Below are 26,313 nucleotides of genomic sequence, written 5' to 3' on the forward strand. Positions count from 1 at the left end.
GCGGGCAACAGGCAGCCGTGTTCCCGGCGGGAACAGTGCCGATACGGGGTGGGTAGGCGCGGATCAGCGCGGCAGGGGCAGCAGGCCGTTGGCGGAGTGGCGCAGGAACAAGTCGCAGAGTTGCAGCTCGGAGCGCACGCCGAGCCGCGTATAGAGGTTGCGCCGATGCACCTTGACGGTGGCCTGGCTGATGTTCAGCTGGCGGGCGATCAGTTTGCTGGAGTTGCCCTGCAGCATAAGCCGGGCGATTTCCTGCTCGCGCGGCGTCAGCAGGCCACCTGCGAAGGACGCCAGGGCCCGCGCGAGGCTGTCTTCTTCTTCCGGCTGGACGAGGGTTTCGCGGCTCTGTGCGAAGCCGCCCAGCAGGTACCGCAACAGCGGGTAGAGGTTGCGCAGGGCGCGCAGTTCGGCGGTGCTGGCGAGGTGGCGCTGGCGTCGGCCAATGGACATCACCAGCACGGTGTCGTCGCAATCGTCGAAGAGAATGTCGATCTCGTCGTCCAGGCGCAGTTCGCGGTAGTAGTGCTTGTAGTAATCGCTGCCGTGCAACTGGCTGGTGCGCTGGTTGATGCGCAGGATGCCGCTGCTCATGCCCTCGCGAATCGAGTTCGACACCGGGTCCAGGCGATACATGCCGTCGAGGTAGCGCTCGATGTACTCGGCGTGGAGCTGGTCCGGGTAGTCCTCGTAGAGAATGCGCGGGCAACCGTCGCCGCGGTACGCCTTGATGATCACGTTGTCATGGGCCAGGACCGGTTGCAGGCTGTGCGACAGCAGCACCGGGAAGTCCGGGTGGCCCTTGTGCTCCAGTAGCCGAGCCAGGTTCTGGTTCCAGTCGGCACTGGCCTGGGTCGCCAGCAGGTTGCTCAGTTGCATCGGCGTGCTCTCTGCATTCGATCTTGTTCTTTTCCGGGTGAGTTGCTGCAATATGGGTGCCATTCGGCCGCCGACTGCCATGCCGGCTTCGCTGGCCGCTCACCGCTCCGGAGTAACCGATGACCGATCAGCCTACCCTCATCCGCGAAACCTTCCCCGTCGGCCCCCTGCAATGCAACTGCACCATCATCGGCGACCCGCTGACGAAGAAGGCCATCGTCGTCGATCCGGGCGGCGACCACGAGCTCATCCTTCAGCGTCTCGACGCGCTGGGGCTGAAGGTGGTCAGTATCATCCACACCCACGCGCACCTGGACCACTTCCTCGCTTCCGGGCAGATGAAGGAGAAGACCGGCGCGACTCTGCACCTGCACAAGGACGACCAGTTCCTCTGGGATAACTTGGAGATGCAATGCCGCATGTTCGGCGTCCCCTATACTCCGGTGCCTTCGCCGGACCAGTGGCTGGCCGATGACGAGGAGCTGGCCTGCGGCTGCGGCGTGGCGCTGCACACGCCGGGTCATACGCCGGGCTCGATGAGCTTCTGGTTCCCCAGGGACAAGCTGCTGATCGCCGGCGACACGCTGTTCCGTCGCAGCATCGGCCGCACCGACCTGTGGGGCGGCGACTACGCCACCATCGAGCGCTCGATCCGCGACCGTCTGTACTCGCTGGACGAAGACGCGACCGTGGTCACCGGCCACGGCCCGGATACCAACCTGGGCGACGAGATGAGGGAGAATCCCTTCATCCGCGCTTAAGGTTGCTACGGAATTATTTGCACGACCTAAGCTCTAACCTGCCGCCCGCTAATGGGTGTTTCGCTATTTCGAGGAGTCATCCGACATGTTCACCGCACGTAGTCTGTCCATGGTTGCGGCTGCCACCGCCTTTGCCCTCATGGCCGGTTGCGCCTCCCAGAACCCCTATGACCCCAACACCCAGGCCCCGCCGGCCGAAGGCGGCATGAGCAAGACTGCCAAATACGGTGCGCTGGGCGCGCTGGCCGGTGCCGTCGCCGGTGCCGCGATCAACCATGACAACCGTGGCAAGGGCGCAATGATCGGCGCCGCCGCCATCGGTGCCGCCGCCGCCGGCTACGGCTACTACGCCGACAAGCAGGAAGCCAAGCTGCGCCAGCAGATGCAGGGCACCGGCGTGCAGGTCGAGCGCCAGGGTGACGACATCAAGCTGATCATGCCGGGCAACATCACCTTCGCCACCGATTCGGCGAACATCGCGCCGTCCTTCTACACCCCGCTGAACAACCTGGCCAACTCCTTCAAGGAGTTCAACCAGAACAGCGTCGAGATCGTCGGCTACACCGACAGCACCGGCAGCCGCCAGCACAACATGGACCTGTCCCAGCGCCGTGCGCAGTCCGTGGCCGCCTACCTGACCTCCCAGGGCGTCGACGCTTCCCGCGTCAGCACCCGTGGCATGGGCCCGGACCAGCCGATCGCGTCCAACGCCGACGTCAACGGCCGCGCGCAGAACCGTCGCGTGGAAGTGAACCTGAAGGCCCTGCCCAACGCGCAGACCCAGCAGTACCAGCAGTAAGTACTGCCCATGAAAAAGCCCGCCGATTGGCGGGCTTTTTCGTTCTTGCTGTTCTGCAAAAGCGGTCAGGCCTTGGCGGGGAATTCCCGGTGCAGCTGGGTCAGCAACTGGTCCTTGCGTTCCCACAGCTGGTTCACCCACAGCTGGAACTCGGCGCGGTAGCCCTCGTCCTGGTCGTAGCTCTTGCCGATGAACTGACGCGGGATTTCCAGCTCCTCGAAGCGCACCACCACCGAGCGCAGGCGGCCGGACAGCAGGCACCAGAAGGTCGGACGGCCGTCGGGGTAATGGATGGTCACGTTGACCAGGGTACGCAGCTGCTCGCCCATGGCGTCGAGGACGAAGGCGATGCCGCCGGCCTTGGGCTTGAGCAGGTGCCGGAACTGCGAGTTCTGCTCGTCATGCTTGGCGGGGGTGAAGCGGGTGCCTTCGAGGAAGTTGAAGATCGCCACCGGGATGCGGCTGAACTTGGCGCACGCCTTGCGGGTGGTTTCCAGGTCCTTGCCTTTCTTTTCCGGGTGCTTGGCAAGGTAGGCCTTGGTGTAGCGCTTCATGAAGGGGAAATCGAGCGCCCACCAGCACAGGCCGATCACCGGCACCCAGATCAGTTCCTGCTTGAGGAAGAAGCGCAGCAGCGGAATGCGGCGGTTGAGCTGGTACTGCAGGACGAGGATGTCCACCCAGCTCTGGTGGTTGCTGGTGACCAGGTAGGAATGGTCGTAGTGCAGCCCCTGCAGGCCCTGCACGTTCCAGCCGGTGTTGCGGACCAGGTTCATCCAGCCCTTGTTGCAGGTGATCCAGCTTTCGGCGATCACGCTCATGATCTTGCTGAGCGCCAGCTGGGCGGCGTTGAAGGGCAGCAGCAGCTTGATGATCGACATGCCCAGCAGCGGAATGCACCAGCACAGCGTGCTCGTCACCAGAATCAGGGTGGCGAGGATGCCGCGCAGGGTGTGCGGGAGGAAACTCAACATCGAGGAATGGTCCTTGTACGTAGGCGCCCGGTCGGCCGGGCGCGTGATGCGTTCTTGGGCACATCCCTCGTGCCTTGGGTTTCAGCCGTCCTTGCCGCTGTCCGCCTGGATCGCCGTCAGCGCGATGGTATAGACGATGTCGTCCACCAGCGCCCCGCGCGACAGGTCGTTCACCGGTTTGCGCAAGCCCTGCAGCATCGGCCCGATGCTGACGCAGTCGGCACTGCGCTGGACCGCCTTGTAGGTGGTGTTCCCGGTGTTCAGGTCGGGGAACACATACACGTTGGCGCGTCCGGCCACCGGGCTGTCGGGCGCCTTCTGGCGGCCCACGCTGGCGATGGCGGCGGCATCATACTGCAAGGGGCCGTCAATCAACAGATCGGGGCGTTTTTCCTGCGCGATGCGCGTAGCTTCGCGGACTTTCTCGACATCTGCGCCGGTTCCGGAGTCGCCTGTGGAGTAGCTGATCATCGCCACCCGCGGGGTGATGCCGAAGGCCTGCGCCGAGGCGGCACTCTGCAGGGCGATCTCCGCCAGGTCACTGGCCGAAGGATCGGGATTCACCGCGCAGTCGCCATAGACCACCACCTGGTCGGGCAGCAGCATGAAGAACACCGAGGACACCAGGTTGTAGCCGGGCGCCGTCTTGATCAGCTGCAGGGCCGGGCGGATGGTGTTGGCGGTGGTGTGGATGGCGCCGGAAACCAGCCCGTCCACTTCGTCCAGGGCGAGCATCATGGTGCCCAGCACCACGTTGTCTTCCAGCTGCTGCTCGGCCATCGGCGCGTTCAGGCTCTTGCCCTTGCGCAGCTCGACCATGGGCTCGACGTAGCGGCTGCGCACCAGGTCCGGGTCGACCACTTCCAGGTCCTCGGGCAGCACGATGCCCAGCATCTGCGCCACGGCCTGCACGTCGTCGGGCTTGGCCAGCAGCACGCAGCGGGCGATGCCGCGGGCGTGGCAGATGGCGGCGGCCTGCACGGTGCGCGGCTCGCTGCCTTCGGGCAGGACGATGCGCTTGTCGGCGCGGTTGGCGCGCTGGGTCAGCTGGTAGCGGAATACCGGCGGCGACAGGCGCAGCTCATGGGGGGAGCCGCAGCGGTCCTTGAGCCACTCGAAGTCGATGTGTTCGGCGACGAACTCGGTGACGCGCTCGGCGCGCTCGCGGTCGTCCACCGGGATTTCCTTGTTCATCCGCGACAGGTCGCCGGCGGTGTCGAAGGAGCCGGTCTTCACCGTCAGCACCGGCAGGCCGCTCTGCAGCGCGCTGCGGCACAGCTCCATGATCCGCGCGTCCGGCATCAGGCCCGAGCACAGCAGCAGGCCAGCCAGCGGCACGCCGTTCATGGCGGCCAGGCAGGCGGCGAGGATGATGTCGTCGCGGTCGCCCGGCACCACCACCAGCACGCCGGGTTTGAGCAGGTGCACGGTGTTGGGCGCCGAGGGCGCGCAGAGGATGATCTTCTGCACGCGGCGTTGTTCGTAGTCGCCGGCATTGAGCACGCTGGCGTCCAGCAGGTCGGCCACGTCGCGGGTGCGCGGGGCGTTCATCTCGTCCTGCCAGGGGATGCAGCCGAGCAGGCGCACGTCGCCATCACGCAGCAGCGGGGAATGTTCCTTCAGGCGTTCGCCGAACAGCCTTGCGGCTTCTTCGGCGTCACGCGGCAGGTCGTCGCTTTCGCCACCGCGCACCTTGTTCACGATCAGGCCGGCCAGGTGCGGGTCGCGCGGGCCGCCGAACAGCTGGGCAAGGATTTCGATGCGGTCGGACAGCTCGCTCACCGTCTCGTTGTCCGGCGCGGAGACGAGGATCACCTCGGCGTCCACGCTGCGCGCCAGATGGCCGTTGATGCGCGCGGCGTAGCTGGCGTGCTTGGTCGGCACCATGCCCTCGACGATCATCACGTCCTTGTCCACGGCGGCGCGGTTGTACATCCCGACGATGTCCTCGAGCAGTTCGTCGAGCAGGCCGTCGCCGAGCATGCGCTCGACCTTGGACAGCGACAGCGGAGTAGGCGCGTTGAGCCCGTGGGTGCGCGCGACCAGTTCGCTGGAGCGCTCCGGGCCGTCGTCCCCGGCATGGGGCTGGGCGATGGGCTTGAAGAAGCCGACTTTCAGGCCGGCGCGTTGCAGGGCGCGGATTAGGCCCAGGCTGGTAGACGTCAGGCCGACACCGAAACCGGTCGGCGCGAGGAAGAAGGTGTGCATCCGGGCTCCTTAAGCCGTGCGGGGGTGGGAGTTGCCCTTGTGGGGCACAACCGATGAATCTTCAGTCGAGCACTGCCAGGGTGTCGAGTGCGATCTGCTTTTCCTCGTTGGTGGGGATCACCAGCACGCGGGGGTGGCCGGGCAGGTGGATCGGCCCGCCGACGCCGCGCACGCAGCGGGCGTTGGCTTCGCCGTCGAGTTCGAGATTGAGCACGTGCAGGTGCTTGACCGTGAGGTTGCGCACCAGCGCGGAGTTCTCGCCGATGCCACCGGTGAAGATGATGCCGTCCAGGCGCGGCAGCGCACAGGTCAGCGAGGCCAGGGACTTGGCCAATCGGTAACAGAATACTTCGATGGCCAGCGCCGCATTGGCGTGGCCCTGCTCGCGGGCGTTCTCCAGGGTGCGCATGTCGTTGGACAGCCCCGACAGTCCGAGCAGGCCGCTGTCGTGGTTGAGCATGTGGTCGATTTTCTCCAGGCTCCAGCCCAGGGTGCGCGCCAGGTGGCTGTGCAGGTTCGGGTCGACGTCACCGGAGCGGGTGCCCATCATCAGCCCTTCCAGCGGGGTCAGGCCCATGCTGGTGTCGCGGCTCTGGCCGTTGGCGATGGCGCAGGTGGAGCTGCCGTTGCCCAGGTGCGCGGACAGCCAGTAGCTGTCGCCCACGGCCAGCCCGCTCATTTCCGCGGCCTTGTGGCTGACGTAGCGGTGGCTGGTGCCGTGGAAGCCGTAGCGGCGTACGTGCTGCTCGCGGTACAGCGGTTCGGGGATGGCGTAGCGGTAGGCGCGCTCGGGCAGGCTCTGGTGGAAGGCGGTGTCGAACACCGCGATGTGCGGCAGGTCCGGGTAGAGCGCCATGGCGGCGTCGATGCCCACCAGGTTCGCCGGGTTGTGCAGCGGCGCCAGGGGCGAGGTCTCGCGGATGGCGCTGAGCACTTCTTCGGTCAGGCGCGAGGCCTGGGTGAAGCGCTCGCCGCCGTGCACCACGCGGTGGCCGATGGCGTGCAGCTCGCCCTGGGCGGCCCGGGCCACCAGCGGCAGCAGGCGGGCGAGGGCGGCCTTGTGGTCGGCGCCGGGAAGCTCCAGGGTCTGCGGCTGCTCGTCGGTCTCGCCTTGCCAGCGCAGGCTGGCGCCGTTGGCGCCGAGGCGTTCGGCCAGGCCGTGGAGGATGAAATCGTCGCGTCCCTCTCGAACCAGAGCGAACTTGATCGACGAACTACCGCAGTTGATCACCAGGATATTGCGAGCCGGCATGCCTACTCCTTGTTGCTGTCGGAATCCTTGGCGCACCAGCCGCAGGGGAACCAGCGGCCGATCTGCGCCATGCGCTGCTGCGGGTCCAGCACCCAGGGCCGCGACTGCCAGGGTGGCTGGTGGCGCAGGTGCTGGGTGTGACCGCAGGACAAGACTGCCACCCAGTGGCCGTCTTCGTCCTGATGAAAGTCAAGCAGGCGCGGCGGGGCCGCGTGATCCCGTCCGTCCGTCTTCGGGTCGCATTCGGGGGCGTCGCCGCGTAAACTTACGCGCTCAACTTCTATATCAGATAGGTTTCGAACCATGCAGATCGCGGCCAACAAGGCGGTTTCCATCGACTATACCCTGACCAACGACGCGGGTGAGGTCATCGACAGCTCCGCCGGCGGCGCTCCGCTGGTCTACCTGCACGGTGCCCACAACATCATCGGCGGCCTGGAAAAGGCCCTGGAAGGCAAGCAGGTCGGTGACGAGCTGGACGTGACCGTCGAGCCGGCCGATGCCTACGGCGAGTACAGCGCCGAGCTGGTTGCCACCCTGACCCGCGAAATGTTCGAAGGCGTGGACGAGCTGGAAGTCGGCATGCAGTTCCACGCTTCCGCTCCGGACGGCGGCATGCAGATCGTCACCATCCGCGACATCGAAGGCGATGACGTGATCGTCGACGGCAACCACCCGCTGGCCGGCCAGCGCCTGAACTTCAAGGTGAAAGTGGTCGACATCCGCGACGCTTCCGCCGAAGAAGTTGCCCATGGCCACGTCCATGGCGAAGGTGGTCACCACCACTGATTGCTGTCACCCGGTCGGCCCCGACCGGGTGAAGCCATCATTGAGCTGCTACGCTCAATCGTGAAAGGCGCCTTCGGGCGCCTTTCTCATGCAAGTCGCTGTAACTGCAAAGAATGCCAGGGCATTTTTCCCGTATCGACTGGGATTGCGCAGCACGACGGACGCGTTGTCCGCTCCCTGCGCGGGCACTTTGTGCCTACCTCTTCAAGGAGCAAGCAATGAGCGCTTTTCACGATCTGACGCTGCATGGTCTCGACGGCCAGGATCTGCCGCTGGCCCCGCTCAAGGGCAAGGTCGTGCTGGTGGTCAACGTCGCCTCGAAATGCGGCCTGACTCCGCAGTACACCGGTCTGGAGCAGCTCTACCAGCAATACAAGGATCAGGGGTTCGTGGTACTGGGCCTGCCGTGCAACCAGTTCGCCGGGCAGGAGCCGGGCAGCGAATCCGAGATCCAGTCGTTCTGCTCGCTGAACTACGGGGTGAGCTTCCCGATGTCGGGCAAGCTCGAGGTCAACGGCTCAGAGCGCCACCCGCTGTACCGCCTGCTGGCGGGCGAGGGCGCCGAGTTCCCCGGCGACATCACCTGGAACTTCGAGAAGTTCCTCCTCGGCCCGGATGGCCGCGTGCTGGCCCGCTTCAGCCCGCGCACCACGCCGGATGATCCGGCGCTGATCCAGGCCATCGAGAAGGCGCTGGGCGCCTGATCCTCCCGGCGGGAGAGGGCGCAAGCGCCAATCCCGCCGGCATTTCTCCCTTTCGTCTTGCTCCACGCCAGGGGTGACGGCTTAATCGGGCGACCTGCTTCCGGAGCCCGCCATGAGCCGTTTCGCCGCTGAGTCCGCCTGTCTGCCCGCCACCCCCGATGCCTTGCGCGCCCTGATCGAACAGCGCCGCGCGGTGCGGCGATTCCTTGATGAGCCGGTGCCGGATGCCGTGCTGCGCGACTGTCTGGAACAGGCAGTGCTGGCGCCCAATGCCTGCAACCTGCAGCCGTGGAGCTTCCAGGTGATCCGTGACGCCGAACTGCGCCGCCAGCTGGCGCCGGTGTGCCTGGGGCAGAATGCGGCGCGCACGGCGCCGGTGCTGATTGCCGTGCTGGCGCGGCCGGATACCTGGCGCGAGTCCTGCGCGGCCGTCCTCGACCAGTGGCCCGAGCCGCAGGTGCCGGAGAAGGTGCGCGACTTCTATCAGCGCACCGCGCCCTTCCAGTACAACCAGGGCGCGTTCGGCCTGCGCGGGCTGTTCAAGCGCGCGCTGTATGCGGTGGTCGGCCGCCGCCGCGCGCTGATGCGCCAACCTAACAGCCACGCCGAGATGCGCCTGTGGGCGGTGAAGTCCACCGCGCTGGCGGCGCAGAACCTGATGCTCGCCCTGCAGAGCCACGGCTACGCCACCTGCCCCATGGAAGGCTTCGACGAGGTACGGCTGCGCAAGGTACTGCAGATTCCCCGTGGCGCGGTGCCGATCATGCTGCTGGCCGCCGGGCGGGCTGCCGACAACGGTGTCTACAACCCGCGCCTGCGTTTTCCGCTGGAGCAGCGCGTCAGCTGGCACTGACTGCATCGGGACGCGTCAGCACACCCATGCGCCCGCCGCCGAAGGACCAGTCGTCCGCGTCGCTGTTGGTGATCTGCACCATCACGTCCTCGCTGGCTATGCCCAGTCGCTCGCCCAGCAACGCGTTCAGCCGCCGGTAGAACGCCTGCCGGGTCTGCGAGTCCCGTGGCCGGCCGATGGTGATGGCGATCAGCACGGAGTCGTCGCTGCGCGGCCCGCCCAGGTAGTGGCGGTTGAAGACGAATTCTTCCGCCTCGTGCTGGTGGATCATCACGAACTGGTCGCCTTCCGGTACGTTGAAGGCCTCGTGCATGGCGTCGTAGACGGTGTCGGCGAGTTCGCGCAGGTAGTCGGGCTGCTTGCCCTTGAGCAGGGAGATGCGGACGGTTGGCATGGCGCCGTTCCTCGGTGAGTGATTGACGAGTTCAGGCTAGCCCGGCAAGTTGATTCGGAAAATCGGGAAATATTTGACCGATAGTTCGAATAATCAGGAAGGTTGCCATGGCCCGCATCAACTTCGACCTCGACGTGCTGCGCACCTTCGTCACCGGCATCGAGCTGGGCAGCTTCGCCCGCGCGGCGGATCGCCTGGGGCGTTCCACTTCCGCCGTCAGCGCGCAGCTGAAGAAGCTGGAAGAGCAGGCCGGCACTCCGGTGCTGCGCCGTGAGGGGCGCGGCATGGCGCTGACCGAGGCGGGCGAGACGCTGCTGGCCTACGCCCGCCGGCTGCTGGAGTTGAACGACGAAGCCGCCGGCGCCTTGCGCGGTGGCTCGCTGGAAGGCCGGGTGCGCCTTGGTCTGCAGGAAGACTTCGGTGAAACCCTGCTGCCCGCCGTGCTGGCGCGCTTCGCGCGCGCCCACCCCAAGGTGCGCATCGAGGTACGCACGGCACGCAATCAGCAGCTCATCGAAGGTGTGCGCAACGGTGAATTGGACCTGGCGCTGGCCTGGGAAACCGGCGAACGCACGCCGCACATGGAGCGCGTCGGCGCCGTGACGCAATGCTGGATCGGTGCGCCGGACGCACTCCCATCTCCCGGCGCGGAACCCTTGCCACTGGTGATGCTGGAGGCGCCGTGCCTGCTGCGCAGCGCGGCAACGGCGGCGCTGGATCGCGCCGGTATCCCCTGGCGCGTGGCGTTCACCAGTGCCGGGTTGTCCGGCATCTGGGCGGGAGTCGGCGCCGGGCTGGGCGTCGGCCTGCGCACACCGATCGGTCTGCCGGCCAGCGTCGAACGGCTGGACGCCGAGCGCGCCGGCCTGCCGTTGATGGCGCCGCTGGGCCTGTGCCTGCATCGCAGCGAAGCCGAGCCGGAAGCAGTGGTGGAGCGCCTGCGCGAACTGTTGCAGGAAGGCTTGGCAGAGCTGCTGGAAAGCCCGGCGATTCGCTGATTCGTTTCTGGAGGAAAATCACTGCGATCAATGGTGCTGGAAAAAGCGAGACGACCGGTCATATTCTTGCGCCCATGAACAGCATCCGACTCGACAAACGCGACCTGATCCTCGCCAAGGGCTCCCTGGCGATGACCCGCAGCGGCTACCACGGCACCGGCGTACAGGACATCGTCCAGGCCGCCGGCATCCCCAAGGGATCCTTCTATCACTACTTCGAGAGCAAGGAAGACTTTGCCCTGCAGGCCCTGGAGCACCTGTACGCACCGCGCCTGGCGCGCTACGCCGAGGCGCTGGGCAACCCGGCACTGGGCCCGCGTGCGCGCATCCTCACCTATTACCGCGAACTGCTGGCGCATTTCGCCCGCCAGGAGAAGCTCGAATACCACTGCTTCATCGGCAGCCTGAGCTTCGAGATGGCCGAGCTGTCGCCGGCCATCGCCGAGCGGGTCGACGGCATCCTCCAGCAGTCCATCGACACCTTGCGTGGCTGCCTGATCGACGCCCAGCGCGCTGGTGAGCTGCCGGCAGCGGAAGACGCCGAATCCCTCGCCGAGTTCATCGGCAACGCCTGGCAGGGCGTGCTGGCACGGATGAAAGTCAGTGCCTCGCTCAAACCGGTGGAGCGCTTTATCGAACGCCTGGAGCACCTGCTTCAGGCCTGATCTGCCTGAGTCATCATTTTCCTTTCCAAAAACGAGACGACCGGTCGCCTGGTCGTCATGGAGACCTCAATGACCGCATCCGTAGACACCCTGTTCTCGCCCTTCCGCCTGGGCGGCCTGGAACTGCCCACGCGCATCGTGATGGCGCCGATGACCCGCAACTTCACCCCGGGCGGCGTACCCCATGCCCAGGTGGTCGAGTACTACCGTCGCCGCGCGGCTGCCGGCGTCGGCCTGATCGTCACCGAAGGCACCACGGTCAACCACAAGGCCGCCAACGGTTACCCGAACGTACCGCGCTTCTACGGTGAAGACGCCCTGGCCGGCTGGAAGCAGGTGGTCGACGCCGTGCACGCCGAAGGCGGCAAGATCGTCCCGCAACTGTGGCACGTCGGCGCCGTGCGCCGCCTGGGTACCGAGCCGGACGCCAGCGTTCCGGGTTACGGCCCCAGCGGCAAGGAAAAGGACGGCACCGTGCTGGTCCATGAGATGACCAGGCAGGACATCCAGGACGTCATCGCCGCCTTCGCCCAGGCCGCCGTCGACGCGAAGGCCATCGGCATGGACGGCGTGGAAATCCACGGCGCCCACGGCTACCTGATCGACCAGTTCTTCTGGGACGGCAGCAACAAGCGCACCGACGAATACGGTGGCAGCCTGGCCAACCGTTCGCGCTTCGCCATCGAGCTGATCCAGGCCGTGCGCGCGGCCGTCGGCCCCGACTACCCGATCATCTTCCGCTTCTCCCAGTGGAAGCAGCAGGACTACAGCGCCCGCCTGGTGCAGACCGCCGAAGAGCTGGAAGCCTTCCTCAAGCCGCTGTCGGATGCCGGCGTGGACATCTTCCACTGCTCCACCCGCCGCTTCTGGATTCCGGAATTCGAAGGCTCCGACCTCAACCTGGCCGGCTGGACCCGCCAGCTCACCGGCAAACCGACCATCACAGTCGGCAACGTCGGCCTGGATGGCAGCGAGTTCCTCGCCTTCTTCGGCAACACCGAGGAAGTCGCGCAGCCGTCGGGTATCGACGGGCTGCTGGAGCGCCTGAACAAGGAAGAGTTCGACCTGGTAGCCGTCGGCCGCGCCCTGCTGGTCGATCCGGACTGGGCAGTGAAAGTGCGTGACGGCCGCCTGGAGGACATCAAGCCCTTCAGCCGCGATGCGCTGATGTCGCTGGCCTGATCGGCGCTTCGTTGAAATGAAAAGCCCCTGGCGCCGACGGTGCCAGGGGCTTTTTTGCTTTTCGCAGGAGTGTCTCGGTTATGGCGGGGTATTGATGGCCTGAATGGTCTGAAAGCACCGTCCTAGGCGTTTACAAATCTTTTCCGAGACCCACCTTTCCGCATGCTGACTTCCCAGTCCGAAACGGGCAGAGTATGACGGCGTTCACACAAAAATAGGCCGGGATACGGCCATAGGAGTAAGACATGCGGATCGGCTTGGTGGTCGATGCAACCTGTGACCTTCCCCCGGAATTCCTTGCTGCCAACAACATTCGCGTACTGCCCATCGGCATCCGTGTGGGCGAGCGGCGCATCGTCGATGACCGCGATCCCGACACCACCCTCAAATTCTATTCCCAGGACCTGCCCAAGGTTGGCCCGGAGGACGGCAGCGAACCGCTGACGCCGGCGCAGACCCACGACTGGTTCCTGGAGCAGTTGGTCACCGACTTCGACTACGTGATCTGCCTGACCGTGACCAGCCAGCGCAGCCCGATCTTCGAGCACGCCACCCAGGCCTCCTTCAGCCTGCTGCAGAGCTACAAGGAGCGCCGCGCCGCCGCTGGCATCGCCGGGCCGTTCGCGTTGCGGGTGATCGACAGCCAGACCGTGTTCGCCGGCCTTGCCGTGCTGGCCGCCGAAGGCGTGCGCCTGCTCGGCGAAGACCAGCATCCCAACGCCGTGCGCACCCGCCTGGAACAGCTCAGCCAGCAGATGAACACCTTCCTGGTCGCCAGCGACCTGGGGCACATCCGCCGCCGGGGCTTCCAGAAGGGCGACCGCAGCAGCATCGGCGACCGCCTGCGCGGTGCCTTCCTCGGCCTGGGCTCGATGCTCGACATGAAACCGGTGCTGAGCCTGGTACAGGGCGAGGACAAGCCGGTATCGGTGTCGCCGAACTACGAGAAGTCCGCCGAGCGCCTGCTCAACTTCGCCCGTGCGCGGGTCGAGGCGGGCGAGCTGCTGGCGCCGCAGATGTGCCTGAGCTACGCCGGCGACCCTTCCGCCCTGCGCGACCTGCCCGGATTCGCGGCGCTGGAGGATGCCTGCGAGGCAAAAGGCATCCAGGTACACCTGGCGATGCTCAGCCCCACGGGTGGCATCAACCTCGGCGCGGGCGCCATGAGCCTGTCCTTCGCCGCCGAGCCCAAGCCCTTCACCTGATCCTATTTGTGGATTTCAGGGTGCCCCAGGCCGCCGGGGTTCTTCCCCGGCAAGGCCGTGCGGCAGGCTGCCTGCAGATAGCCCTCGAAACGCTCGACCACCGTGTCCCACGCCTGATGGATGGCGTGGTGGCGCGCGTTGAGGCGCACCCGGCGCAGGCGCTCCGGGTCGCTCAGCAACCAGCTCGCGGCTTCGAAGAAGCTCTGCTCTTCCCCCGGCACGCCGAGCACGCCGTTGTGCCCGTGGCGAATATGCTGGCCAGCGGCTGCCTGGTCGAAAGCCACCACGCCCAGCCCTGAAGCCAAGGCTTCCAGGACCACGTTGCCGAAGGTTTCCGACAGGCTGGGAAACAGGAACAGGTCGCCACTGGCGTAGTGCCGGGCCAGTTCCTCGCCGCGTTGCAGGCCGCAGAACACCGCTTCGGGCAACTCCTTTCGCAGCTGTGTGCGCTGCGGGCCGTCGCCGACTATGACCAGGCGCAGCTTGAGCTGCGGGTGCGCCGCGCACAGCGCGCGGAAGCTGCTGCCCAGCAGCGACAGATTCTTCTCCGCCGCCAGCCGGCCGACGTGCAGCACGGCGACGTCGCGCTCGCCCAGGCCCCATTCGCGGCGCAGCGCTTCGTCGCGCCGGGCGGGGTTGAACAGTTTGCTGTCGACGCCGCGCGAGAGCTGCGCCAGGCGCTCGAAACCGCGCCGTTGCAACTCCACCGACTGGCTGGCGCTGGGCACCAGGGTCTGCTGGGTACGGTTGTGGAACCAGCGCAGGTACAGCGTCACCAGGCGCATCAGCGGGCCGAAGCCGTAGTGCGCGCTGTACTGCTGGAAATTGGTGTGGAAGCCGCTGATCACCGGAATCCGCAGGCGCCGCGCGGCGCGCAGGGCGGCAAGGCCGAGCGGGCCTTCGGTGGCGATGTAGAGCACGTCCGGGCGGGTGCTGTTCCAGTGGCGCAGCAGCTTGTGCAGGCACGACTGGCCCCATTGCAGGCCGGGGTAGCCGGGTAGCGGCCAACCACGGGTGAGCACGAGTTCGCCATCGCTGTGACGGCCTTCGTCGCCCTGCTGGCGCGGGCGCACGACCTGGATCTGGTGTCCGAGGCGCAACAGCCCCGAGGCCAACCGGCCAAGGGTGTTGGCAACGCCGTTGATTTCCGGCGGAAAGGTTTCGCTGATCAGCGCGATGCGCAGGGGAGTCGTGGTCATGCTTGCAGTGTCCCGGCGCGCGGTGGCGCGCCGATGACAGAGCGATGATCGATAGGTGACAGCGGCTCGGGCGGCGTCGGTGATTACTTCACCAGCGCCTTCTCCCCGCCCTCACGCACCCAGAACAGCACCGCGCCGGCCACGGCGGCGGGCATGGCGACCAGGTTGACCACCGGGATCAGCAGCGCCAGGTAGGTGATGCCGCCAAAGCCCATGCACGCCCAGCGCTTGCTGCGCAGCCAGGCGAGCATCTCGTTCCAGCCCAGCTTGTGGTTGTCCGCCGGGTAGTCGATGTACTGCACGGCCATCATCCAAACGCCGAAAATCAGCCACAGCGGCGCGGCAATCAGGTTCAGGCCGGGGATCAGGCTGAGGATGAACAGCGCGATGGCGCGCGGCAGGAAGTAGCCGAGCTTGCGCAGCTCGCGGCCGATGGTGCGCGGCACCATGGCCATCAGCTCGCCCCAGCTGAATTCGGGGAAGTCATCGGTGCCACGCACCACCACCTCGACCTTCTCCGCGAGGAAGCCATTGAACGGCGCGGCGATGATGTTGGCGATCATGGTGAAGGTGAAGAACACGATCAGCAGCACCAGTGCCACGAACAGCGGCCAGAGGATGAACTGCAGGAAGCTGAGCCAGTCCGGCAGGCTGGGCATCAGCCAATCGACCCAGTGGCTGAACTGGTTGATGGCGAAGCCGATCAGGCCGACGAACAGCAGGATGTTGATGCTCAGGGGCAGCAGGACGAACAGTCGCAGGCCGGGGCGCATCATCAGTTTCAGGCCTTCGCTGAGGTATTGCGGGCCGCTCAGGGTGGACATCGGATTCTCCAGGGTTGAACCGTAGGCGACCTTAGCAGACCCGGCGAACGGCCGGCGAGCCGTCTGTTTTGCCGGGTATGTGTTCGCGGGCCGGCGCTCAGGCTGCCGTGTAGCGATAGCAGCGGTTGCGTTCCTGCTTGGCCTGGTACATGGCGATGTCGGCGGCGCGGGTGAGGGCGTCGGCGTCGCCGGCATCCTGCGGGTAGAAGGCGATGCCGATGCTGGGCGTGACGAAGTCGATCACCTGGCCGCCCAGGTGGTATTCGGCGCCGAGCACCGCCAGCAGGCGCAAGCCCAGGGCTTCGGCCTGATCCGGTTCGGCGTTCTCCAGCAGCACGGCGAATTCGTCGCCGCCCAGGCGGAAGGCCTGGTCCGGTTGGCGCAGGCTGCCGCGCATGCGCTCACCGACCGTGCTGAGCAGGGCATCGCCGAGAGCGTGGCCGAAGCGGTCATTGACCTGCTTGAAGCGGTCCAGGTCGATGTACAGCAGCGCGACCCGGTTGCTGTGCACGACGGCCTGCTGCAACTGTTCGTTGAACGCCTTGCGGTTGCCCAGCTCGGTGAGGGTGTCGCGGTAGGCCAGGTCGATGAGTTGCTTCTGGTAGGCCACCTGGTCGCTGATGTCGCGCAGGATGCCGCGGAATCCCTGGAATTCGCCCTGGCCGTCACGGATTGCCGAGAGCCGCGTCTCGCAGCTGACCAGGCGGCCGTCGCGGCGCTTGAAGGGCGCGGAGAAGGTGGTTTCCTGCTCGTCGTCGCGGGCCTGCTGGTAGAGGCTGCGAGCGCGGAGCAGGTCCTGCTCCTGCAGCAGGATGCTGAAGTGCTGGCCGCTCAGTTGCTCGGCGTTGTAGCCGAGCATCCGGCACAGCGCCGGGTTGAGGGTGCGGATGATGCCCTTGGTGTCCATCTCGAAGTAGCCGTCGCGGATCGCGTCGAGGATCGCCCGGTCGCGCGCCTCACTTTGTTCCAGGCGGTCGAGGGTGCGGTTCATCTCGTTCGCCAGTTGGCCCAGTTCGTCCGTGCCCTGGGGGCTCAGGCGCGAGGGCGTGTCGTCCTGGCCGATGACCGCGACCTCGCGGTTCATGCTGGTGACGCGGCGGATGATGCGGAACTCCAGCGCCACGTAGGCCAGCAGGATGGCGCCGCCGAGCAGTGCCAGCGTCAGGTAGAGGAACAGCCGCACGGACTGTTGGCCCTGCTGGTAAAGCGGCCGCGGGCTGGTGAGCTCCAGGCGCAGTTGCGGCTTGCCGTGGGAGTCGAGGTAGAGCAGTGACATCTGCTGGCTGTTCTCGTCCAGCAGGCGCCGCGGGCTGAGCAGGGTGGCGCCGCGCCCGGTAGGGATGTTCAGGGTGCGCCAGTCGTTGCCTTTCACCTCGTCCTGCACCAGGCGCAGGGTCGCGCCCATCTGGGTCTGCAGGTTGGACATGCGCGCATTGTCGAGCAGCACGCCGGCGATGACCGCGCCCGCCGGTTCGGCGGTGCCGGAGGTATTGCTGATCGGGTAGCTGAGCAACAGCTGCGGGATGCCCTCGACCTGCAGCAACTGGTCGAGGCTGTGACGTGGGTCGCCGTCGATGTCCAGCGCGCCCAGGCGCAGCGCGGTGCTGAGAATGCTCTGGCGCAACTGGGCGGGGGCCGGCACCTGCTGGCCGGGGAAACGCTGGGCCAGTTCGTCGAGCTTCCACTGCTGGGCGAGAATGCGCCCGTCGCGGTCGACGTAGAGCACGTAGTCGAAGCCGAGTATGCCGAGCAGGTCCTGGTCCAGGTTGTCCTCGACGAAGCGCGTCTGTGGCAGGCGCATGAACTGGTAGCTGGCGTCCCACCAGGCATAGCTGTGGACGATATCGAGGTTGCGCTGCTTCTCGTAGGCGATGCGGTTGTGGACGATGCGCACCTCGTCGGCCAGGCGCTGGCGGTCCCCGCGGTCGAAGCGGTCGAGCAGGATCATGTCCGACAGCAGCCAGACCCCGGCAAGGCTCGCGATGAACAGGGGCAGGCACAGCCATAGCAGGCGGGCGCGAAGGTTCATGGTGATACGGGTGACCTTTGGTTTCTTGAGTCTAGCCATCCAGGCAATGGGTGCCCGCTGCATAGGGGCAGCCTATGAAGGGCATTGATATTGGACATTTCAGCAGGACGCAGCGGCGGCGGTAAGCTGCGCGCCATCTGCTATCGAACAAGTTCGAGGGTCGTTCCGCAGCTCCCTGACTTATCTCAAGGAGTCCGGCGCGACTGCGGAAATCCCTGACTTATCTCAAGGGATTCCCAGCGTTCTGCAGGACAATGCGAATTGTGACTTGGGTCACACCGCATTGCCCACGGTCTCCGGGCCATGCGGTTCGCGCAAGAAACTTTTACGTGGAGCTGCCGCCCTCCCAACCTTCCCCCTGGTGCTTTGGCAGCTCCCTTTTCTTTGCCCGACTCATTCACCTGTGCACTGGAGGCTGTCATGTCCGATCGTCATGCGCGCGTCATCATTCTGGGTTCCGGGCCCGCCGGCTACAGCGCCGCGGTCTATGCCGCCCGTGCCAACCTCAAGCCGCTGCTGATCACCGGCATGCAGGCCGGCGGCCAGCTGACCACCACCACCGAGGTCGACAACTGGCCGGGCGACCCCCATGGCCTGACCGGCCCGGCGTTGATGCAGCGCATGCAGGAGCACGCCGAGCGCTTCGAGACCGAGATCGTCTTCGATCACATCCACGGCGTGGACCTGGCCGGCAAGCCGTTCGTGCTCAAGGGCGACAGCGGTACCTACACCGCCGATGCACTGATCATCGCCACCGGCGCCAGCGCGCGTTATCTGGGGCTGCCGTCGGAAGAGAGCTTCATGGGCAAGGGGGTGTCCGCCTGCGCCACCTGCGACGGTTTCTTCTACCGCAACCGCGAAGTGGCGGTGGTCGGCGGCGGCAACACTGCCGTGGAAGAGGCGCTGTACCTGGCCAACATCGCCAGCAAGGTGACCCTGGTGCACCGCCGCGAAAACTTCCGCGCCGAGAAGATCCTGCAGGACAAGCTGCGTGCGCGCATCGCCGAAGGCAAGATCGAACTGCGCCTGAATGCCCAGGTGGAGGAAGTGCTGGGCGACGACATGGGCGTTACCGGTGTGCGCCTGCGCCACAACGACGGCGAGGTTTCCGAACTGAAGGTGGATGGCCTGTTCGTCGCCATCGGCCACACGCCCAACACCTCGCTGTTCGAAGGCCAGCTTGCGCTGAAGGATGGCTACCTGGTGGTGAGCGGCAGCCGCGATGGCAACGCCACCGCGACCAGTATTCCCGGTGTCTTTGCCGCCGGCGACGTGGCCGACCACGTCTACCGTCAGGCAATCACCTCCGCCGGCGCCGGCTGCATGGCCGCGCTGGATGTGGAGCGTTACCTGGATTCCCTGTAACGGCCCGAAGAGCCGGCGTGCAGGAAGGGGCCCCGCTTGCGGGGCCTTTTTCTTTGCCGTTCGGCGAGGCGGGTGCGCTTGGTGGCGTTGAAGATTGGTCGCATTGGGCGGCCACGGACTATGCCTCGGGTGCACGTGTTCCAAGCCGTAGGGCGGATAACGCACCAGCGTTATCCGCCCTACGTGCTGGGTGTGCCGAACGAGTTTCCTGCAGGGGGCGAGCTTGCTCGCGAACCTCCCCGCACCGAGGCCCATTGTAGGAGCGGCGTGTCCTTTCATGCCCTTCGCCCGCGCCGAGCTCATAAAGGGTCACGAACGTAGGATGGGTGGAGCTTGCGATACCCATGCTGTCGGTGCATCGGAATCGATGGGTATCGCTGCGCTCCACACCATCCTACGAAGGTGTTTGCCGGGAGCGGCGGCAGAGTGCAGGTTCGCGAGCAAGCTCGTTCCTACAGATACCGGGCAGCGCTTAGCGGAGTTTTTGCTGGCGTCCGATTCGCCTTCCTATGAACTGATGCCGCACTTTCGCGTACGAAACCTCCCTATCATTCTTTCCCGTCCCGAGTGAGCTAACCGCGTCGAAGCAGAAGCAGTAACTTTGCCGCCGGTGCTTCAACACACCTCACTGGTTCGCTTGCCTGGCCATCGGCAAGTGGTAATTCGTGGCTATGGCATTCGCTATGGTCGGGTAGCGCGCAGCTATATAAAACCTTGGCAACAAGGGAAATCTGCGGGCCGTTCCAAGTGCGGTGTTGAAGTGCCCGATCACCCTCTCAACAAGGGTGGATTCAGCAACTACTTGGGTATCCGTTTATGCACCAGACAATTGCTTCAGTTGTCTTGAGCGACGTCCGATTCAAGGAGGCTCGCCATGGATAACGAAATCCTTACCCCCACCACCTTCATCCGTCACCGCCGCCAGTTGCGCGCTTTCCTGCTCGACAACGAGCCCTGGTTCTGCGTCAGCGATCTGGGGCGGCTGATCAACCGCCCGCTGGACGAGCGCCTGCACAACAGCCTGGATGCCGATCAGTTGCAGACCTGCTGGATACGCGACAGCTGTGGCGACTACGAAAAGGCCCTGCTGGTCAGCGAGTCCGGTGCCTATGCCGCGCTGATCTTCCACTTCCATCCGGAGAACCGCAGTATCCGCCACTGGCTCAATCGTCAGGTGGTGCCGGCGTTGCGTAGCGCAGAGCATCCGGCGTTGCTACCGAGGGAACGGCAGCTGAGCTGGGCCGACCAGCACCTGGGTGTGCTGGAGTGGCATGGGCGGTTGTGGGTGCCGTTCGATGATCTGCCGGCGATAGGCCGGCTGGAACACCCTGAGGGTCCGGGCAGCGTGTAGGGCGCATAACGCCGCAGGCGTTATCTGCTCTACGGCGAGGTGTGCGGCTCTTGGTAGGAGCGCGGCGCGCGAAATGAAAAAGCCCCGCATCAGCGGGGCTTTTTCATCGAACCGGCCAGCCTCAGCCGCGGCGCGACAGCGGCTGGCGCTCGAAGTTGACGCCGGCCAGGCCAGTGGTCTGCAGCGCACGGATGTTGGCGTGGTCGGTGCCTTCGGGGTGCTCGCGCACGGCGCGGTAGTGCTCGCCGAATGCCAGCAGCGACTCTTCCTGGCTCAGGCCTTCGAGGATCGCGAAACCCAGGGTCTTGCAGGAGCCTTCGTTCTGCCCGGCGGGGTTTTCCACGCTGCCGTTGGTGAAGGCGCTGGGGGTGTAGCTGTAGTGCTCGGCGATGTACGCCAGGGTATCGGTGAACAGGTGCTGTTCGCTGCGCAGGCGCGAGCGGAAATCAGTGAGGGTCATCAAGGCAAACTCTTAGTGTTTCTTCGCGTGGTCGAAGGCCGCCTGTTGCTCGGGCGAGGCTTCCGTCTGGTACTTGGCCTTCCATTCGGCGTAAGGCATGCCGTAGATCTCTTCGCGGGCCTGATCCGGGCTGACCGGCAGGCCCATGTCGTCCGCCGCGGCCTTGTACCACTTGGACAGGCAGTTGCGGCAGAACCCGGCAAGATTCATCAGATCGATGTTCTGCACGTCCTTGCGGGTACGCAGGTGCTGCACCAGGGTGCGGAACGCGGCGGCTTCGAGTTCGGTGCGCTGCTCGTCGGTCAGGTTCATCGGCTCGGTCATGGCAGGTCTCTCAACTAAGGCGCATCGGAGGCGCATGGCGGGGCTGGCGAGATTCTAAGAGGCGGGCGATCTGCCAGCAACGCCCGTTGGCCGACTGGCACGCGCGTGCAAGTGCAGAGCGCGGCTCAGCGCTGGGCGGCCAGGGCGATCGATACCGACTCGGCGAAGCGCAGCGCGTGGGGCTTGTCCACTTCCACCTCGGCGTAGTGCACCGCCGGGTTGGCCATCACCAGGTCGAGCAGTTCCTGGGTCAGGCGCTCGAGCAGGGCGAAGCGGTTTTCCTCGACGTGGGCAATGATCGCCTTGGTGATGGTGCGGTAGTTCAGCGCGTGGTCGATGTCGTTGACCTGCACCGCATCACCGGCGGGGTAGAGGATGGTGAGGTTGATCAGCACATCCTGCTTGTTGAGGATTTCCTCTTCCTTGATGCCGATGTAGGTGCGCACGCGCAGGTCCTTGACCCGGATTCGCGCCATGCCCGGCTGCAATTGCGTCATTTCACTTGCTCCGTCCGATCAGTTGCAGGAATTCCTGGCGGGTATTGGTGGACGCGCGGAAGGCGCCAAGCATCACCGAGGTGTTCATCACCGAGTTCTGCTTCTCCACCCCGCGCATCATCATGCACATGTGCTGCGCCTCGATCACTACCGCCACGCCGGCGGCGCTGGTGACCTGCTGGACCGCCTCGGCGATCTGCCGGGTCAGGCTTTCCTGGATCTGCAGGCGCCGCGCGAACATGTCGACGATGCGCGCGACCTTCGACAGGCCCAGCACCTTGCCGGTGGGAATGTACGCCACATGGGCCTTGCCGATGAAGGGCAGCAGGTGATGTTCGCACAGCGAGTAGAGCTCGATGTCCTTCACGATCACCATTTCGTCATTGTCCGAGGCGAACAGCGCGCCGTTGACGATCTCGTCCAGCGTCTGCCCGTAGCCGTGGCAGAGGTACTGCATGGCCTTGGCCGCGCGCTTGGGGGTGTCCAGCAGGCCTTCGCGGGTCGGGTCTTCGCCGATCCCCTGGAGAATCTCACGGTAGTGGTGAGACAGGTCTTCGATCATGGTGGGAGTTCCTCGCGCCCGCGCCGGGCGGGTCATTTGAGGTGCCGGCCGCCGTTGACGGTCAGGGTAGTGCCGGTCACGTAAGGGCTGTCGAGCAGGTAGCGCACGCTCTGGTAGATCACGTCCGGGCCGGGCTCGATGCCCATGGCGGATTTCGCCAGGGTGCGGGCGCGGTAGGCGTCGTCGTCGCCTTCGTTGAACAGGATCAGTGCCGGCGCGATGCCGTTGACCTTGATGCGCGGCGCGAGGCTCGCGGCGAAGGACAGGGTGAGGTTGTCCAGGCCGGCCTTGCTGGCGCAGTAGGCGATGCGGTTGGCGCTGCCCTTGCGGGCGACGTCGTCGGAGAGGTGGATGATATCCGCCGGGGCGCCGCGCTCGGCGGCGTCGCGCTCGAGCAGGGGCGCGCAGCGCAGGTTGATCAGGTAGGGCGCGAGCATGTGCAGGCGGAACAGCGATTCGAAGGCCTGGGCTTCCTCGCCGGGGGTGTCGCCAATCCACGCCGAGGCGTTGTGGATGATCGCGCGCAGCCGGTCGGTGCGGGACTTCAACTCGTCGATGAAGGCGAGGATGCCGGCTTCATCGGCCAGTTCGGCGTGCAGGCAGGTGGCGCCCAGTTCGCGCAGTTCGGCGATGCCGGGCTTGTCCTGGCGATAGGTCACGATGACCGGCTGGCCTTCGAGCAGCAGGCGTTTCGCGCAATGCAGGCCGATGCGCTGGCTGGCGCCGGTGATCAGGATGGGGGCTGGGGTCTGGCCCATGCGCGCCTCGCGAAATCCACTTCAGGGAGCGCCGCGGCGGACAATGTCCTAGCGGCCGGGTAGGGCAAAACTATACCAGCCCCGGCGCGGTGCGGCACGGATGGGGCATAATGGGCGGCCTTGTCTTGCCTTGTGGGAGTGAACATGAAAGTCGCCATCGTGTCTGGTTCGGTCTACGGCACCGCCGAAGAAGTCGCGCGCCACGCCAAGCGCCTGCTCGAAGCCGCCGGCTTCGAGGCCTGGTATGACCCGCGCGCCACCCTGGACGCCATGCTCGAGTTCGCTCCCGAGGCCTTCCTGGTGGTGACCGCCACCACCGGCATGGGTGACCTGCCGGACAGCTTCCAGCCGCTGTTCCACGCCATCCGCGACCGCCTGCCGGGCGAGTGGCGCGGTCGTCCGGGCGCCGTGCTGGCGCTGGGCGATTCCAGCTACGGCGATACCTACTGCGGCGGCGGCGAGCAGGTGCGTGAGCTGTACGCCGAGCTGGGCGTGCAGGAAGTGGTGCCGATGCTGCGCCTGGACGGCAGCGAGACGGTGGACCAGGAGACCGACTCCGAGCCGTGGCTGGCCGATTTCATCGCCGCGCTGAAGGCCTGATGCATCCCCGCGCCCGCTACCTGATCGACACCCTGCAGCTCGCCCCGCACCCTGAGGGCGGCTTCTACCGCCGGGTGTTCGAATCGAGCCTGGTGGGTACCGATGGCCGGCCGCAATCGTCGGCCATTCTCTTCCTCCTGCCGGCCGGCACCGTCAGCCGCTGGCACCGCGTGGATGCCGACGAGCTCTGGCACTTTCACGAGGGCAGCGCGCTGGAGTTGCTGGTCGCCGAGCGGCCGGATGCCGAGGTGCGCCGCGAAACCCTCGGCCCGGTGGGCGAGGGCAGCCTGCCACAACGCGCCGTGCCCGCCCATGCCTGGCAGGCCGCGCGTTGCCTGGGGGATTACGTGCTGGTGGGCTGCACTGTATCGCCGGCCTTCGAGTTCGCTGGTTTCAAGCTGCTGGCGGATGACGGTGAAGCGCAGCGGGAGTGGCCCCGGCTGGCCGACGAGTTCTCCGATCTGCTCTGAACGGCTTCGTGCCGAGCTCTGGTAGGGCGAATAACGCGCCAGCGTTATCCGCCGCCAGGTTGCCGGCGGATAACCCGTTCCGGGTTATGCGCCCTACGATCTTCGTGGGATCGAGGGGTGCCTGGCCCTTGCACGCGAACCTTGCTTCACTCCGCACCTTCTGGATGCAGCGGCATCTCCACCATCAACGCCAGCCAGGCCTTCGCGGCATTCGACAGGTAGGCGTCGCGCCGCCAGATGAAACTGATGTCCCAGCGCAGGTCCGGCTGGCTCAGCAGCACGCGCACCAGCCCCGGTCGCTCCAGGTCCTTCGCCACCACCCGCGGCAGCAGCACCGCGCCTTGCCCGGCGGCGACCAGCGCGCCGAGGAAGTCCGCCTGGCCGCTGCGGCCGCCTTCCTTCGGTTCGAAACCGGCCTCGCGGCAGGCGCGCAGCAGGCGGTCGTTGAGGGTGAAACTCTGCTGGTAGAGCAGGAACGGTGTGTCCGAGAGTTCCGCCAGATCCAGGCTGCCGCGCCCGGCCAGCGGGTGGGCGGCGGGCAGCAGTACGTCCAGCGGCTCGTTGCAGAAGGGCTGCCAGTCGAAGCCGGGGTCGTCCGGCGTGAGGCCGCCGCCCAGCTCCAGCTCGCCGCTGTGGACCATCTCTTCCATGGTCTTGCTGCCGCCCTCGATCAGGTGCACGTCGATGTTCGGGTAGCGCCGCCGGTATTCGGCGAAGCGTCCGGCAAACAGCGCATCCGCGCCCAGCAGCGGTAGGCCCAGGCGCAGTTCGCCGCGGTGCAGCTGGGTAAGGTCGTCCAGTTCGGTATGCAGCTCGCGGCGCAGGCGCAGCATGTCCTCGGCGCGGCGTAGCAGCACTTCGCCTGCTGCGGTCAGGCGGATGTGCGGGCCGCTGCGCTCCAGTAGTTGCACGCGCAGGCTCTGCTCCAGCTGTGCGACCTGCTTGCTCACCGCCGACTGACTGGCGTTCAGGTACACCGCCGCCTGGGTGAAACTACCGTGGCGCACGACTTCGGCGAAGGTGCGCAGTTGCTTGAATTCCATTCTGGAATGGCTCCGATTCGATCTATTCGCTTTGGGGATGATACGTGCGGGAGTAGGCTTTGCGCCATTCCCAACCGATTTCTTCACCCGCCTAACGCATCGAGATCGCCGCCATGTTCCGCCGCGCCGCCCGCCTGATTTTCGAACTCGCCGTCCTCGCCGCCTTCTGGTGGGTGGGCGGCTGGATCGCCACGCTCACCGGCCTGCCACTGCCGGGCGGGGTGATCGGCCTGGCACTGCTGCTGGTGCTGTTCGCCTGCGGGGCCATCCGCCCGGCCCTGCTGCAGGGCGGCGCCGGCCTGCTGCTGGCGGAGATGCTGCTGTTCTTCATCCCCGCGCTGATGAGCCTGCTCGACTATGGCCCGCTGCTGCGCAGTGAAGGCTGGAAGATTCTGCTGGTGATCACTGCCAGCACTGTGATGGTGATGCTCTCCACCGCCCTGGCGGTGGAATGGATGTGCAACAGGAGTTCGCGCCATGAGCCTCGATAAGCAAGCCCTGTTCTGGTTGGCCGTGACCCTGGGCGGTTACCTGCTCAGCCGTACCCTCTACCGCCGTTTCCAGCAGTACTGGCTGTCGCCCATCGTCTTCGTGCCGGTACTGCTGTTCGCCCTGGCGATTCCGCTGCAGGCCCGTTACGTCGACTACGCCCGTGACACCAGCTGGCTGGTGGCGCTGCTCGGCCCGGCCACCGTGGCCTTCGCCATCCCGATCTGGCAGCAGCGTGCCTTGCTCGCCCGCCACTGGCCGGCGTTGCTGACCGGCATGCTGGCTGGCTCGACCATGGCCATCGGCAGCTCCTGGGCGCTGGCCCACGCGCTGGCGCTGGACGGCCAGGTGACCCTGTCGCTGATCCCGCGCTCGATCACCACGCCCTTCGCCATGGAAATGTCCCACGACCTGGGCGGTGTACCGGCGCTGACTGCGGCCTTCGTCATGATCACCGGGGTGTTCGGCGCGCTGATCGGTGGCGTGCTGATGAAGATGCTGCACCTGCGCTCTGCCCTGGCCCGTGGCGCGCTGCTGGGCGTCGGCGCCCATGGCGCGGGCACCAGCCGGGCCTACGAGTTCGGCGGTGAAGAGGGTTCGGCGGCCGGCCTGCTGATGGTCCTGACCGGGCTGTTCAACCTGCTGCTGGCGCCGGTTCTGGTCTGGTGCCTGTAAAGGGCAT

At 66.1% G+C, this 26,313-nt stretch carries 29 protein-coding genes and 1 pseudogene; 15 read left to right on the forward strand and 15 right to left on the reverse strand.

Annotated elements, in window-relative coordinates; all coding sequences use genetic code 11:
• Positions 1-63: 63 nt before the first annotated feature.
• A complete protein-coding gene (locus IB273_RS09160; RefSeq protein WP_138216057.1) occupies positions 64-876 on the reverse strand; it encodes a LuxR C-terminal-related transcriptional regulator in 813 nt (270 codons plus the stop codon).
• Between the two features lie 119 nt (positions 877-995).
• On the opposite strand from IB273_RS09160, the gene IB273_RS09165 reads away from it, so the two are divergent.
• On the forward strand, positions 996-1,637 hold the full coding sequence (locus IB273_RS09165; protein WP_081516271.1) for an MBL fold metallo-hydrolase: 642 nt from the start codon (positions 996-998) through the stop codon (positions 1,635-1,637).
• A gap of 85 nt (positions 1,638-1,722) precedes the next feature.
• Positions 1,723-2,449, forward strand: a pseudogene (locus tag IB273_RS09170) (OmpA family protein).
• A 52-nt stretch (positions 2,450-2,501) separates the two neighbouring features.
• On the opposite strand, the gene IB273_RS09175 reads toward IB273_RS09170, so the two are convergent.
• The 4 genes from IB273_RS09175 to IB273_RS09190 all read right to left on the reverse strand — a co-directional run bounded on the left by IB273_RS09175 (position 2,502) and on the right by IB273_RS09190 (position 7,205).
• Entirely contained in the window at positions 2,502-3,410 is a 909-nt protein-coding gene (locus IB273_RS09175; protein WP_151188237.1) for an acyltransferase, read from the reverse strand.
• Positions 3,411-3,491: 81 nt separating this feature from the next.
• Complete coding sequence (gene pta, locus IB273_RS09180) at positions 3,492-5,618, reverse strand: phosphate acetyltransferase (protein WP_081516268.1); 2,127 nt, start codon at positions 5,616-5,618, stop codon at positions 3,492-3,494.
• A gap of 61 nt (positions 5,619-5,679) precedes the next feature.
• A complete protein-coding gene (locus IB273_RS09185) occupies positions 5,680-6,870 on the reverse strand; it encodes an acetate kinase (protein ID WP_151188236.1) in 1,191 nt (396 codons plus the stop codon).
• 2 nt (positions 6,871-6,872) lie between these two features.
• Positions 6,873-7,205 carry a DUF3565 domain-containing protein gene (locus IB273_RS09190; protein WP_139791476.1) on the reverse strand — a complete coding sequence of 111 codons (333 nt, stop codon included), beginning with the start codon at positions 7,203-7,205 and terminating at the stop codon, positions 6,873-6,875.
• On the opposite strand from IB273_RS09190, the gene IB273_RS09195 reads away from it, so the two are divergent.
• The 3 genes from IB273_RS09195 to IB273_RS09205 all read left to right on the forward strand — a co-directional run bounded on the left by IB273_RS09195 (position 7,174) and on the right by IB273_RS09205 (position 9,216).
• On the forward strand, positions 7,174-7,659 hold the full coding sequence (locus IB273_RS09195; protein ID WP_017519102.1) for an FKBP-type peptidyl-prolyl cis-trans isomerase: 486 nt from the start codon (positions 7,174-7,176) through the stop codon (positions 7,657-7,659). The two genes, IB273_RS09190 and IB273_RS09195, sit on opposite strands and share 32 nt — an antisense overlap.
• A gap of 218 nt (positions 7,660-7,877) precedes the next feature.
• Positions 7,878-8,363, forward strand: coding sequence for a glutathione peroxidase (locus tag IB273_RS09200; RefSeq protein ID WP_081516265.1), 486 nt, complete (start codon positions 7,878-7,880; stop codon positions 8,361-8,363).
• A gap of 112 nt (positions 8,364-8,475) precedes the next feature.
• Positions 8,476-9,216: a nitroreductase family protein gene (locus IB273_RS09205; protein WP_081516264.1), complete on the forward strand. Its 741-nt coding sequence runs from the start codon at positions 8,476-8,478 to the stop codon at positions 9,214-9,216.
• Here the strand turns inward: IB273_RS09205 and IB273_RS09210 are convergent.
• A complete protein-coding gene (locus IB273_RS09210; RefSeq protein ID WP_192223919.1) occupies positions 9,203-9,610 on the reverse strand; it encodes a tautomerase family protein in 408 nt (135 codons plus the stop codon). The genes IB273_RS09205 and IB273_RS09210 overlap by 14 nt on opposite strands.
• Positions 9,611-9,717: 107 nt before the next feature.
• Here IB273_RS09210 and IB273_RS09215 point away from each other — a divergent pair, with 107 nt between their 5' ends.
• The 4 genes from IB273_RS09215 (at position 9,718) to IB273_RS09230 (ending at position 13,660) form a co-directional block, all read left to right on the forward strand.
• The gene (locus IB273_RS09215; protein ID WP_081516262.1) at positions 9,718-10,608 is read left to right on the forward strand and encodes a LysR substrate-binding domain-containing protein; all 891 of its coding nucleotides are present in this window, start codon (positions 9,718-9,720) and stop codon (positions 10,606-10,608) included.
• Positions 10,609-10,682: 74 nt separating this feature from the next.
• Entirely contained in the window at positions 10,683-11,273 is a 591-nt protein-coding gene (locus IB273_RS09220) for a TetR/AcrR family transcriptional regulator (RefSeq protein ID WP_081516261.1), read from the forward strand.
• A gap of 69 nt (positions 11,274-11,342) precedes the next feature.
• On the forward strand, positions 11,343-12,455 hold the full coding sequence (locus IB273_RS09225; RefSeq protein WP_081516260.1) for an NADH:flavin oxidoreductase: 1,113 nt from the start codon (positions 11,343-11,345) through the stop codon (positions 12,453-12,455).
• 245 nt (positions 12,456-12,700) lie between these two features.
• Positions 12,701-13,660, forward strand: coding sequence for a DegV family protein (locus tag IB273_RS09230; protein WP_081516259.1), 960 nt, complete (start codon positions 12,701-12,703; stop codon positions 13,658-13,660).
• Positions 13,661-13,662: 2 nt separating this feature from the next.
• On the opposite strand, the gene IB273_RS09235 is transcribed toward IB273_RS09230, so the two are convergent.
• From IB273_RS09235 to IB273_RS09245, 3 genes are all read right to left on the reverse strand, one after another.
• Complete coding sequence (locus tag IB273_RS09235; protein WP_192223920.1) at positions 13,663-14,859, reverse strand: glycosyltransferase family 4 protein; 1,197 nt, start codon at positions 14,857-14,859, stop codon at positions 13,663-13,665.
• A gap of 83 nt (positions 14,860-14,942) precedes the next feature.
• Positions 14,943-15,683 (reverse strand): sulfate transporter CysZ, encoded by a 741-nt coding sequence (cysZ, locus tag IB273_RS09240; RefSeq protein ID WP_192223921.1) that lies wholly within the window; start codon positions 15,681-15,683, stop codon positions 14,943-14,945.
• Between the two features lie 97 nt (positions 15,684-15,780).
• Complete coding sequence (locus tag IB273_RS09245) at positions 15,781-17,712, reverse strand: diguanylate cyclase domain-containing protein (RefSeq protein ID WP_192223922.1); 1,932 nt, start codon at positions 17,710-17,712, stop codon at positions 15,781-15,783.
• Between the two features lie 420 nt (positions 17,713-18,132).
• Here IB273_RS09245 and trxB point away from each other — a divergent pair, with 420 nt between their 5' ends.
• Positions 18,133-19,077, forward strand: coding sequence for a thioredoxin-disulfide reductase (trxB, locus tag IB273_RS09250; RefSeq protein ID WP_192223923.1), 945 nt, complete (start codon positions 18,133-18,135; stop codon positions 19,075-19,077).
• 874 nt (positions 19,078-19,951) lie between these two features.
• A complete protein-coding gene (locus tag IB273_RS09255; protein WP_192223924.1) occupies positions 19,952-20,428 on the forward strand; it encodes a Bro-N domain-containing protein in 477 nt (158 codons plus the stop codon).
• A 121-nt stretch (positions 20,429-20,549) separates the two neighbouring features.
• On the opposite strand, the gene IB273_RS09260 is transcribed toward IB273_RS09255, so the two are convergent.
• The 5 genes from IB273_RS09260 to folM all read right to left on the reverse strand — a co-directional run bounded on the left by IB273_RS09260 (position 20,550) and on the right by folM (position 23,029).
• Positions 20,550-20,888: a HopJ type III effector protein gene (locus tag IB273_RS09260; RefSeq protein WP_081516253.1), complete on the reverse strand. Its 339-nt coding sequence runs from the start codon at positions 20,886-20,888 to the stop codon at positions 20,550-20,552.
• Between the two features lie 12 nt (positions 20,889-20,900).
• Positions 20,901-21,212, reverse strand: coding sequence for a DUF1244 domain-containing protein (locus IB273_RS09265; protein ID WP_081516252.1), 312 nt, complete (start codon positions 21,210-21,212; stop codon positions 20,901-20,903).
• Between the two features lie 125 nt (positions 21,213-21,337).
• On the reverse strand, positions 21,338-21,709 hold the full coding sequence (gene folX, locus IB273_RS09270; protein WP_081516251.1) for a dihydroneopterin triphosphate 2'-epimerase: 372 nt from the start codon (positions 21,707-21,709) through the stop codon (positions 21,338-21,340).
• 1 nt (position 21,710) lies between these two features.
• The gene (gene folE / locus IB273_RS09275; RefSeq protein ID WP_081516250.1) at positions 21,711-22,271 is read right to left on the reverse strand and encodes a GTP cyclohydrolase I FolE; all 561 of its coding nucleotides are present in this window, start codon (positions 22,269-22,271) and stop codon (positions 21,711-21,713) included.
• A 32-nt stretch (positions 22,272-22,303) separates the two neighbouring features.
• On the reverse strand, positions 22,304-23,029 hold the full coding sequence (gene folM, locus IB273_RS09280; protein ID WP_151188227.1) for a dihydromonapterin reductase: 726 nt from the start codon (positions 23,027-23,029) through the stop codon (positions 22,304-22,306).
• Between the two features lie 144 nt (positions 23,030-23,173).
• Here folM and IB273_RS09285 point away from each other — a divergent pair, with 144 nt between their 5' ends.
• Complete coding sequence (locus tag IB273_RS09285; RefSeq protein WP_081516248.1) at positions 23,174-23,629, forward strand: flavodoxin; 456 nt, start codon at positions 23,174-23,176, stop codon at positions 23,627-23,629.
• The gene (locus IB273_RS09290) at positions 23,629-24,099 is read left to right on the forward strand and encodes a cupin domain-containing protein (protein WP_192223925.1); all 471 of its coding nucleotides are present in this window, start codon (positions 23,629-23,631) and stop codon (positions 24,097-24,099) included. Before IB273_RS09285 ends, IB273_RS09290 begins: the two co-directional genes overlap by 1 nt.
• A 146-nt stretch (positions 24,100-24,245) precedes the next feature.
• Here the strand turns inward: IB273_RS09290 and IB273_RS09295 are convergent, their stop codons facing one another.
• Positions 24,246-25,142, reverse strand: a complete 897-nt coding sequence (locus IB273_RS09295; protein ID WP_192223926.1) for a LysR family transcriptional regulator — start codon at positions 25,140-25,142, stop codon at positions 24,246-24,248.
• A 113-nt stretch (positions 25,143-25,255) separates the two neighbouring features.
• On the opposite strand from IB273_RS09295, the gene IB273_RS09300 reads away from it, so the two are divergent.
• Together IB273_RS09300 and IB273_RS09305 are read left to right on the forward strand one after the other, a co-directional pair.
• Complete coding sequence (locus IB273_RS09300) at positions 25,256-25,633, forward strand: CidA/LrgA family protein (protein ID WP_081516245.1); 378 nt, start codon at positions 25,256-25,258, stop codon at positions 25,631-25,633.
• On the forward strand, positions 25,620-26,306 hold the full coding sequence (locus IB273_RS09305) for an LrgB family protein (RefSeq protein WP_151188224.1): 687 nt from the start codon (positions 25,620-25,622) through the stop codon (positions 26,304-26,306). Before IB273_RS09300 ends, IB273_RS09305 begins: the two co-directional genes overlap by 14 nt.
• Positions 26,307-26,313: the final 7 nt, after the last annotated feature.

Origin of the sequence: Pseudomonas sp. PDM19 (genome assembly GCF_014852215.1) — a bacterium.
In the GTDB taxonomy this organism is placed as follows: domain Bacteria; phylum Pseudomonadota; class Gammaproteobacteria; order Pseudomonadales; family Pseudomonadaceae; genus Pseudomonas.

Bases quoted from the DNA above. Each gene is read 5' to 3' on its own strand.
- IB273_RS09235 (WP_192223920.1), bottom strand. From the start codon at position 14,859: ATGACCACGACTCCCCTGCGCATCGCGCTGATCAGCGAAACCTTTCCG.
- IB273_RS09215 (WP_081516262.1), top strand. From the start codon at position 9,718: ATGGCCCGCATCAACTTCGACCTCGACGTGCTGCGCACCTTCGTCACC.
- IB273_RS09255 (WP_192223924.1), top strand. From the start codon at position 19,952: ATGGATAACGAAATCCTTACCCCCACCACCTTCATCCGTCACCGCCGC.
- IB273_RS09165 (WP_081516271.1), top strand. From the start codon at position 996: ATGACCGATCAGCCTACCCTCATCCGCGAAACCTTCCCCGTCGGCCCC.
- IB273_RS09260 (WP_081516253.1), bottom strand. From the start codon at position 20,888: ATGACCCTCACTGATTTCCGCTCGCGCCTGCGCAGCGAACAGCACCTG.
- IB273_RS09230 (WP_081516259.1), top strand. From the start codon at position 12,701: ATGCGGATCGGCTTGGTGGTCGATGCAACCTGTGACCTTCCCCCGGAA.
- folX (WP_081516251.1), bottom strand. From the start codon at position 21,709: ATGACGCAATTGCAGCCGGGCATGGCGCGAATCCGGGTCAAGGACCTG.
- IB273_RS09195 (WP_017519102.1), top strand. From the start codon at position 7,174: ATGCAGATCGCGGCCAACAAGGCGGTTTCCATCGACTATACCCTGACC.
- IB273_RS09160 (WP_138216057.1), bottom strand. From the start codon at position 876: ATGCAACTGAGCAACCTGCTGGCGACCCAGGCCAGTGCCGACTGGAAC.
- IB273_RS09305 (WP_151188224.1), top strand. From the start codon at position 25,620: ATGAGCCTCGATAAGCAAGCCCTGTTCTGGTTGGCCGTGACCCTGGGC.
- IB273_RS09295 (WP_192223926.1), bottom strand. From the start codon at position 25,142: ATGGAATTCAAGCAACTGCGCACCTTCGCCGAAGTCGTGCGCCACGGT.
- IB273_RS09205 (WP_081516264.1), top strand. From the start codon at position 8,476: ATGAGCCGTTTCGCCGCTGAGTCCGCCTGTCTGCCCGCCACCCCCGAT.
- IB273_RS09175 (WP_151188237.1), bottom strand. From the start codon at position 3,410: ATGTTGAGTTTCCTCCCGCACACCCTGCGCGGCATCCTCGCCACCCTG.
- folM (WP_151188227.1), bottom strand. From the start codon at position 23,029: ATGGGCCAGACCCCAGCCCCCATCCTGATCACCGGCGCCAGCCAGCGC.
- cysZ (WP_192223921.1), bottom strand. From the start codon at position 15,683: ATGTCCACCCTGAGCGGCCCGCAATACCTCAGCGAAGGCCTGAAACTG.
- IB273_RS09210 (WP_192223919.1), bottom strand. From the start codon at position 9,610: ATGCCAACCGTCCGCATCTCCCTGCTCAAGGGCAAGCAGCCCGACTAC.
- IB273_RS09245 (WP_192223922.1), bottom strand. From the start codon at position 17,712: ATGAACCTTCGCGCCCGCCTGCTATGGCTGTGCCTGCCCCTGTTCATC.
- IB273_RS09220 (WP_081516261.1), top strand. From the start codon at position 10,683: ATGAACAGCATCCGACTCGACAAACGCGACCTGATCCTCGCCAAGGGC.
- IB273_RS09265 (WP_081516252.1), bottom strand. From the start codon at position 21,212: ATGACCGAGCCGATGAACCTGACCGACGAGCAGCGCACCGAACTCGAA.
- IB273_RS09290 (WP_192223925.1), top strand. From the start codon at position 23,629: ATGCATCCCCGCGCCCGCTACCTGATCGACACCCTGCAGCTCGCCCCG.
- IB273_RS09285 (WP_081516248.1), top strand. From the start codon at position 23,174: ATGAAAGTCGCCATCGTGTCTGGTTCGGTCTACGGCACCGCCGAAGAA.
- IB273_RS09185 (WP_151188236.1), bottom strand. From the start codon at position 6,870: ATGCCGGCTCGCAATATCCTGGTGATCAACTGCGGTAGTTCGTCGATC.
- IB273_RS09225 (WP_081516260.1), top strand. From the start codon at position 11,343: ATGACCGCATCCGTAGACACCCTGTTCTCGCCCTTCCGCCTGGGCGGC.
- IB273_RS09300 (WP_081516245.1), top strand. From the start codon at position 25,256: ATGTTCCGCCGCGCCGCCCGCCTGATTTTCGAACTCGCCGTCCTCGCC.
- trxB (WP_192223923.1), top strand. From the start codon at position 18,133: ATGTCCGATCGTCATGCGCGCGTCATCATTCTGGGTTCCGGGCCCGCC.
- pta (WP_081516268.1), bottom strand. From the start codon at position 5,618: ATGCACACCTTCTTCCTCGCGCCGACCGGTTTCGGTGTCGGCCTGACG.
- folE (WP_081516250.1), bottom strand. From the start codon at position 22,271: ATGATCGAAGACCTGTCTCACCACTACCGTGAGATTCTCCAGGGGATC.
- IB273_RS09200 (WP_081516265.1), top strand. From the start codon at position 7,878: ATGAGCGCTTTTCACGATCTGACGCTGCATGGTCTCGACGGCCAGGAT.
- IB273_RS09190 (WP_139791476.1), bottom strand. From the start codon at position 7,205: ATGGAAACCGCCTTGTTGGCCGCGATCTGCATGGTTCGAAACCTATCT.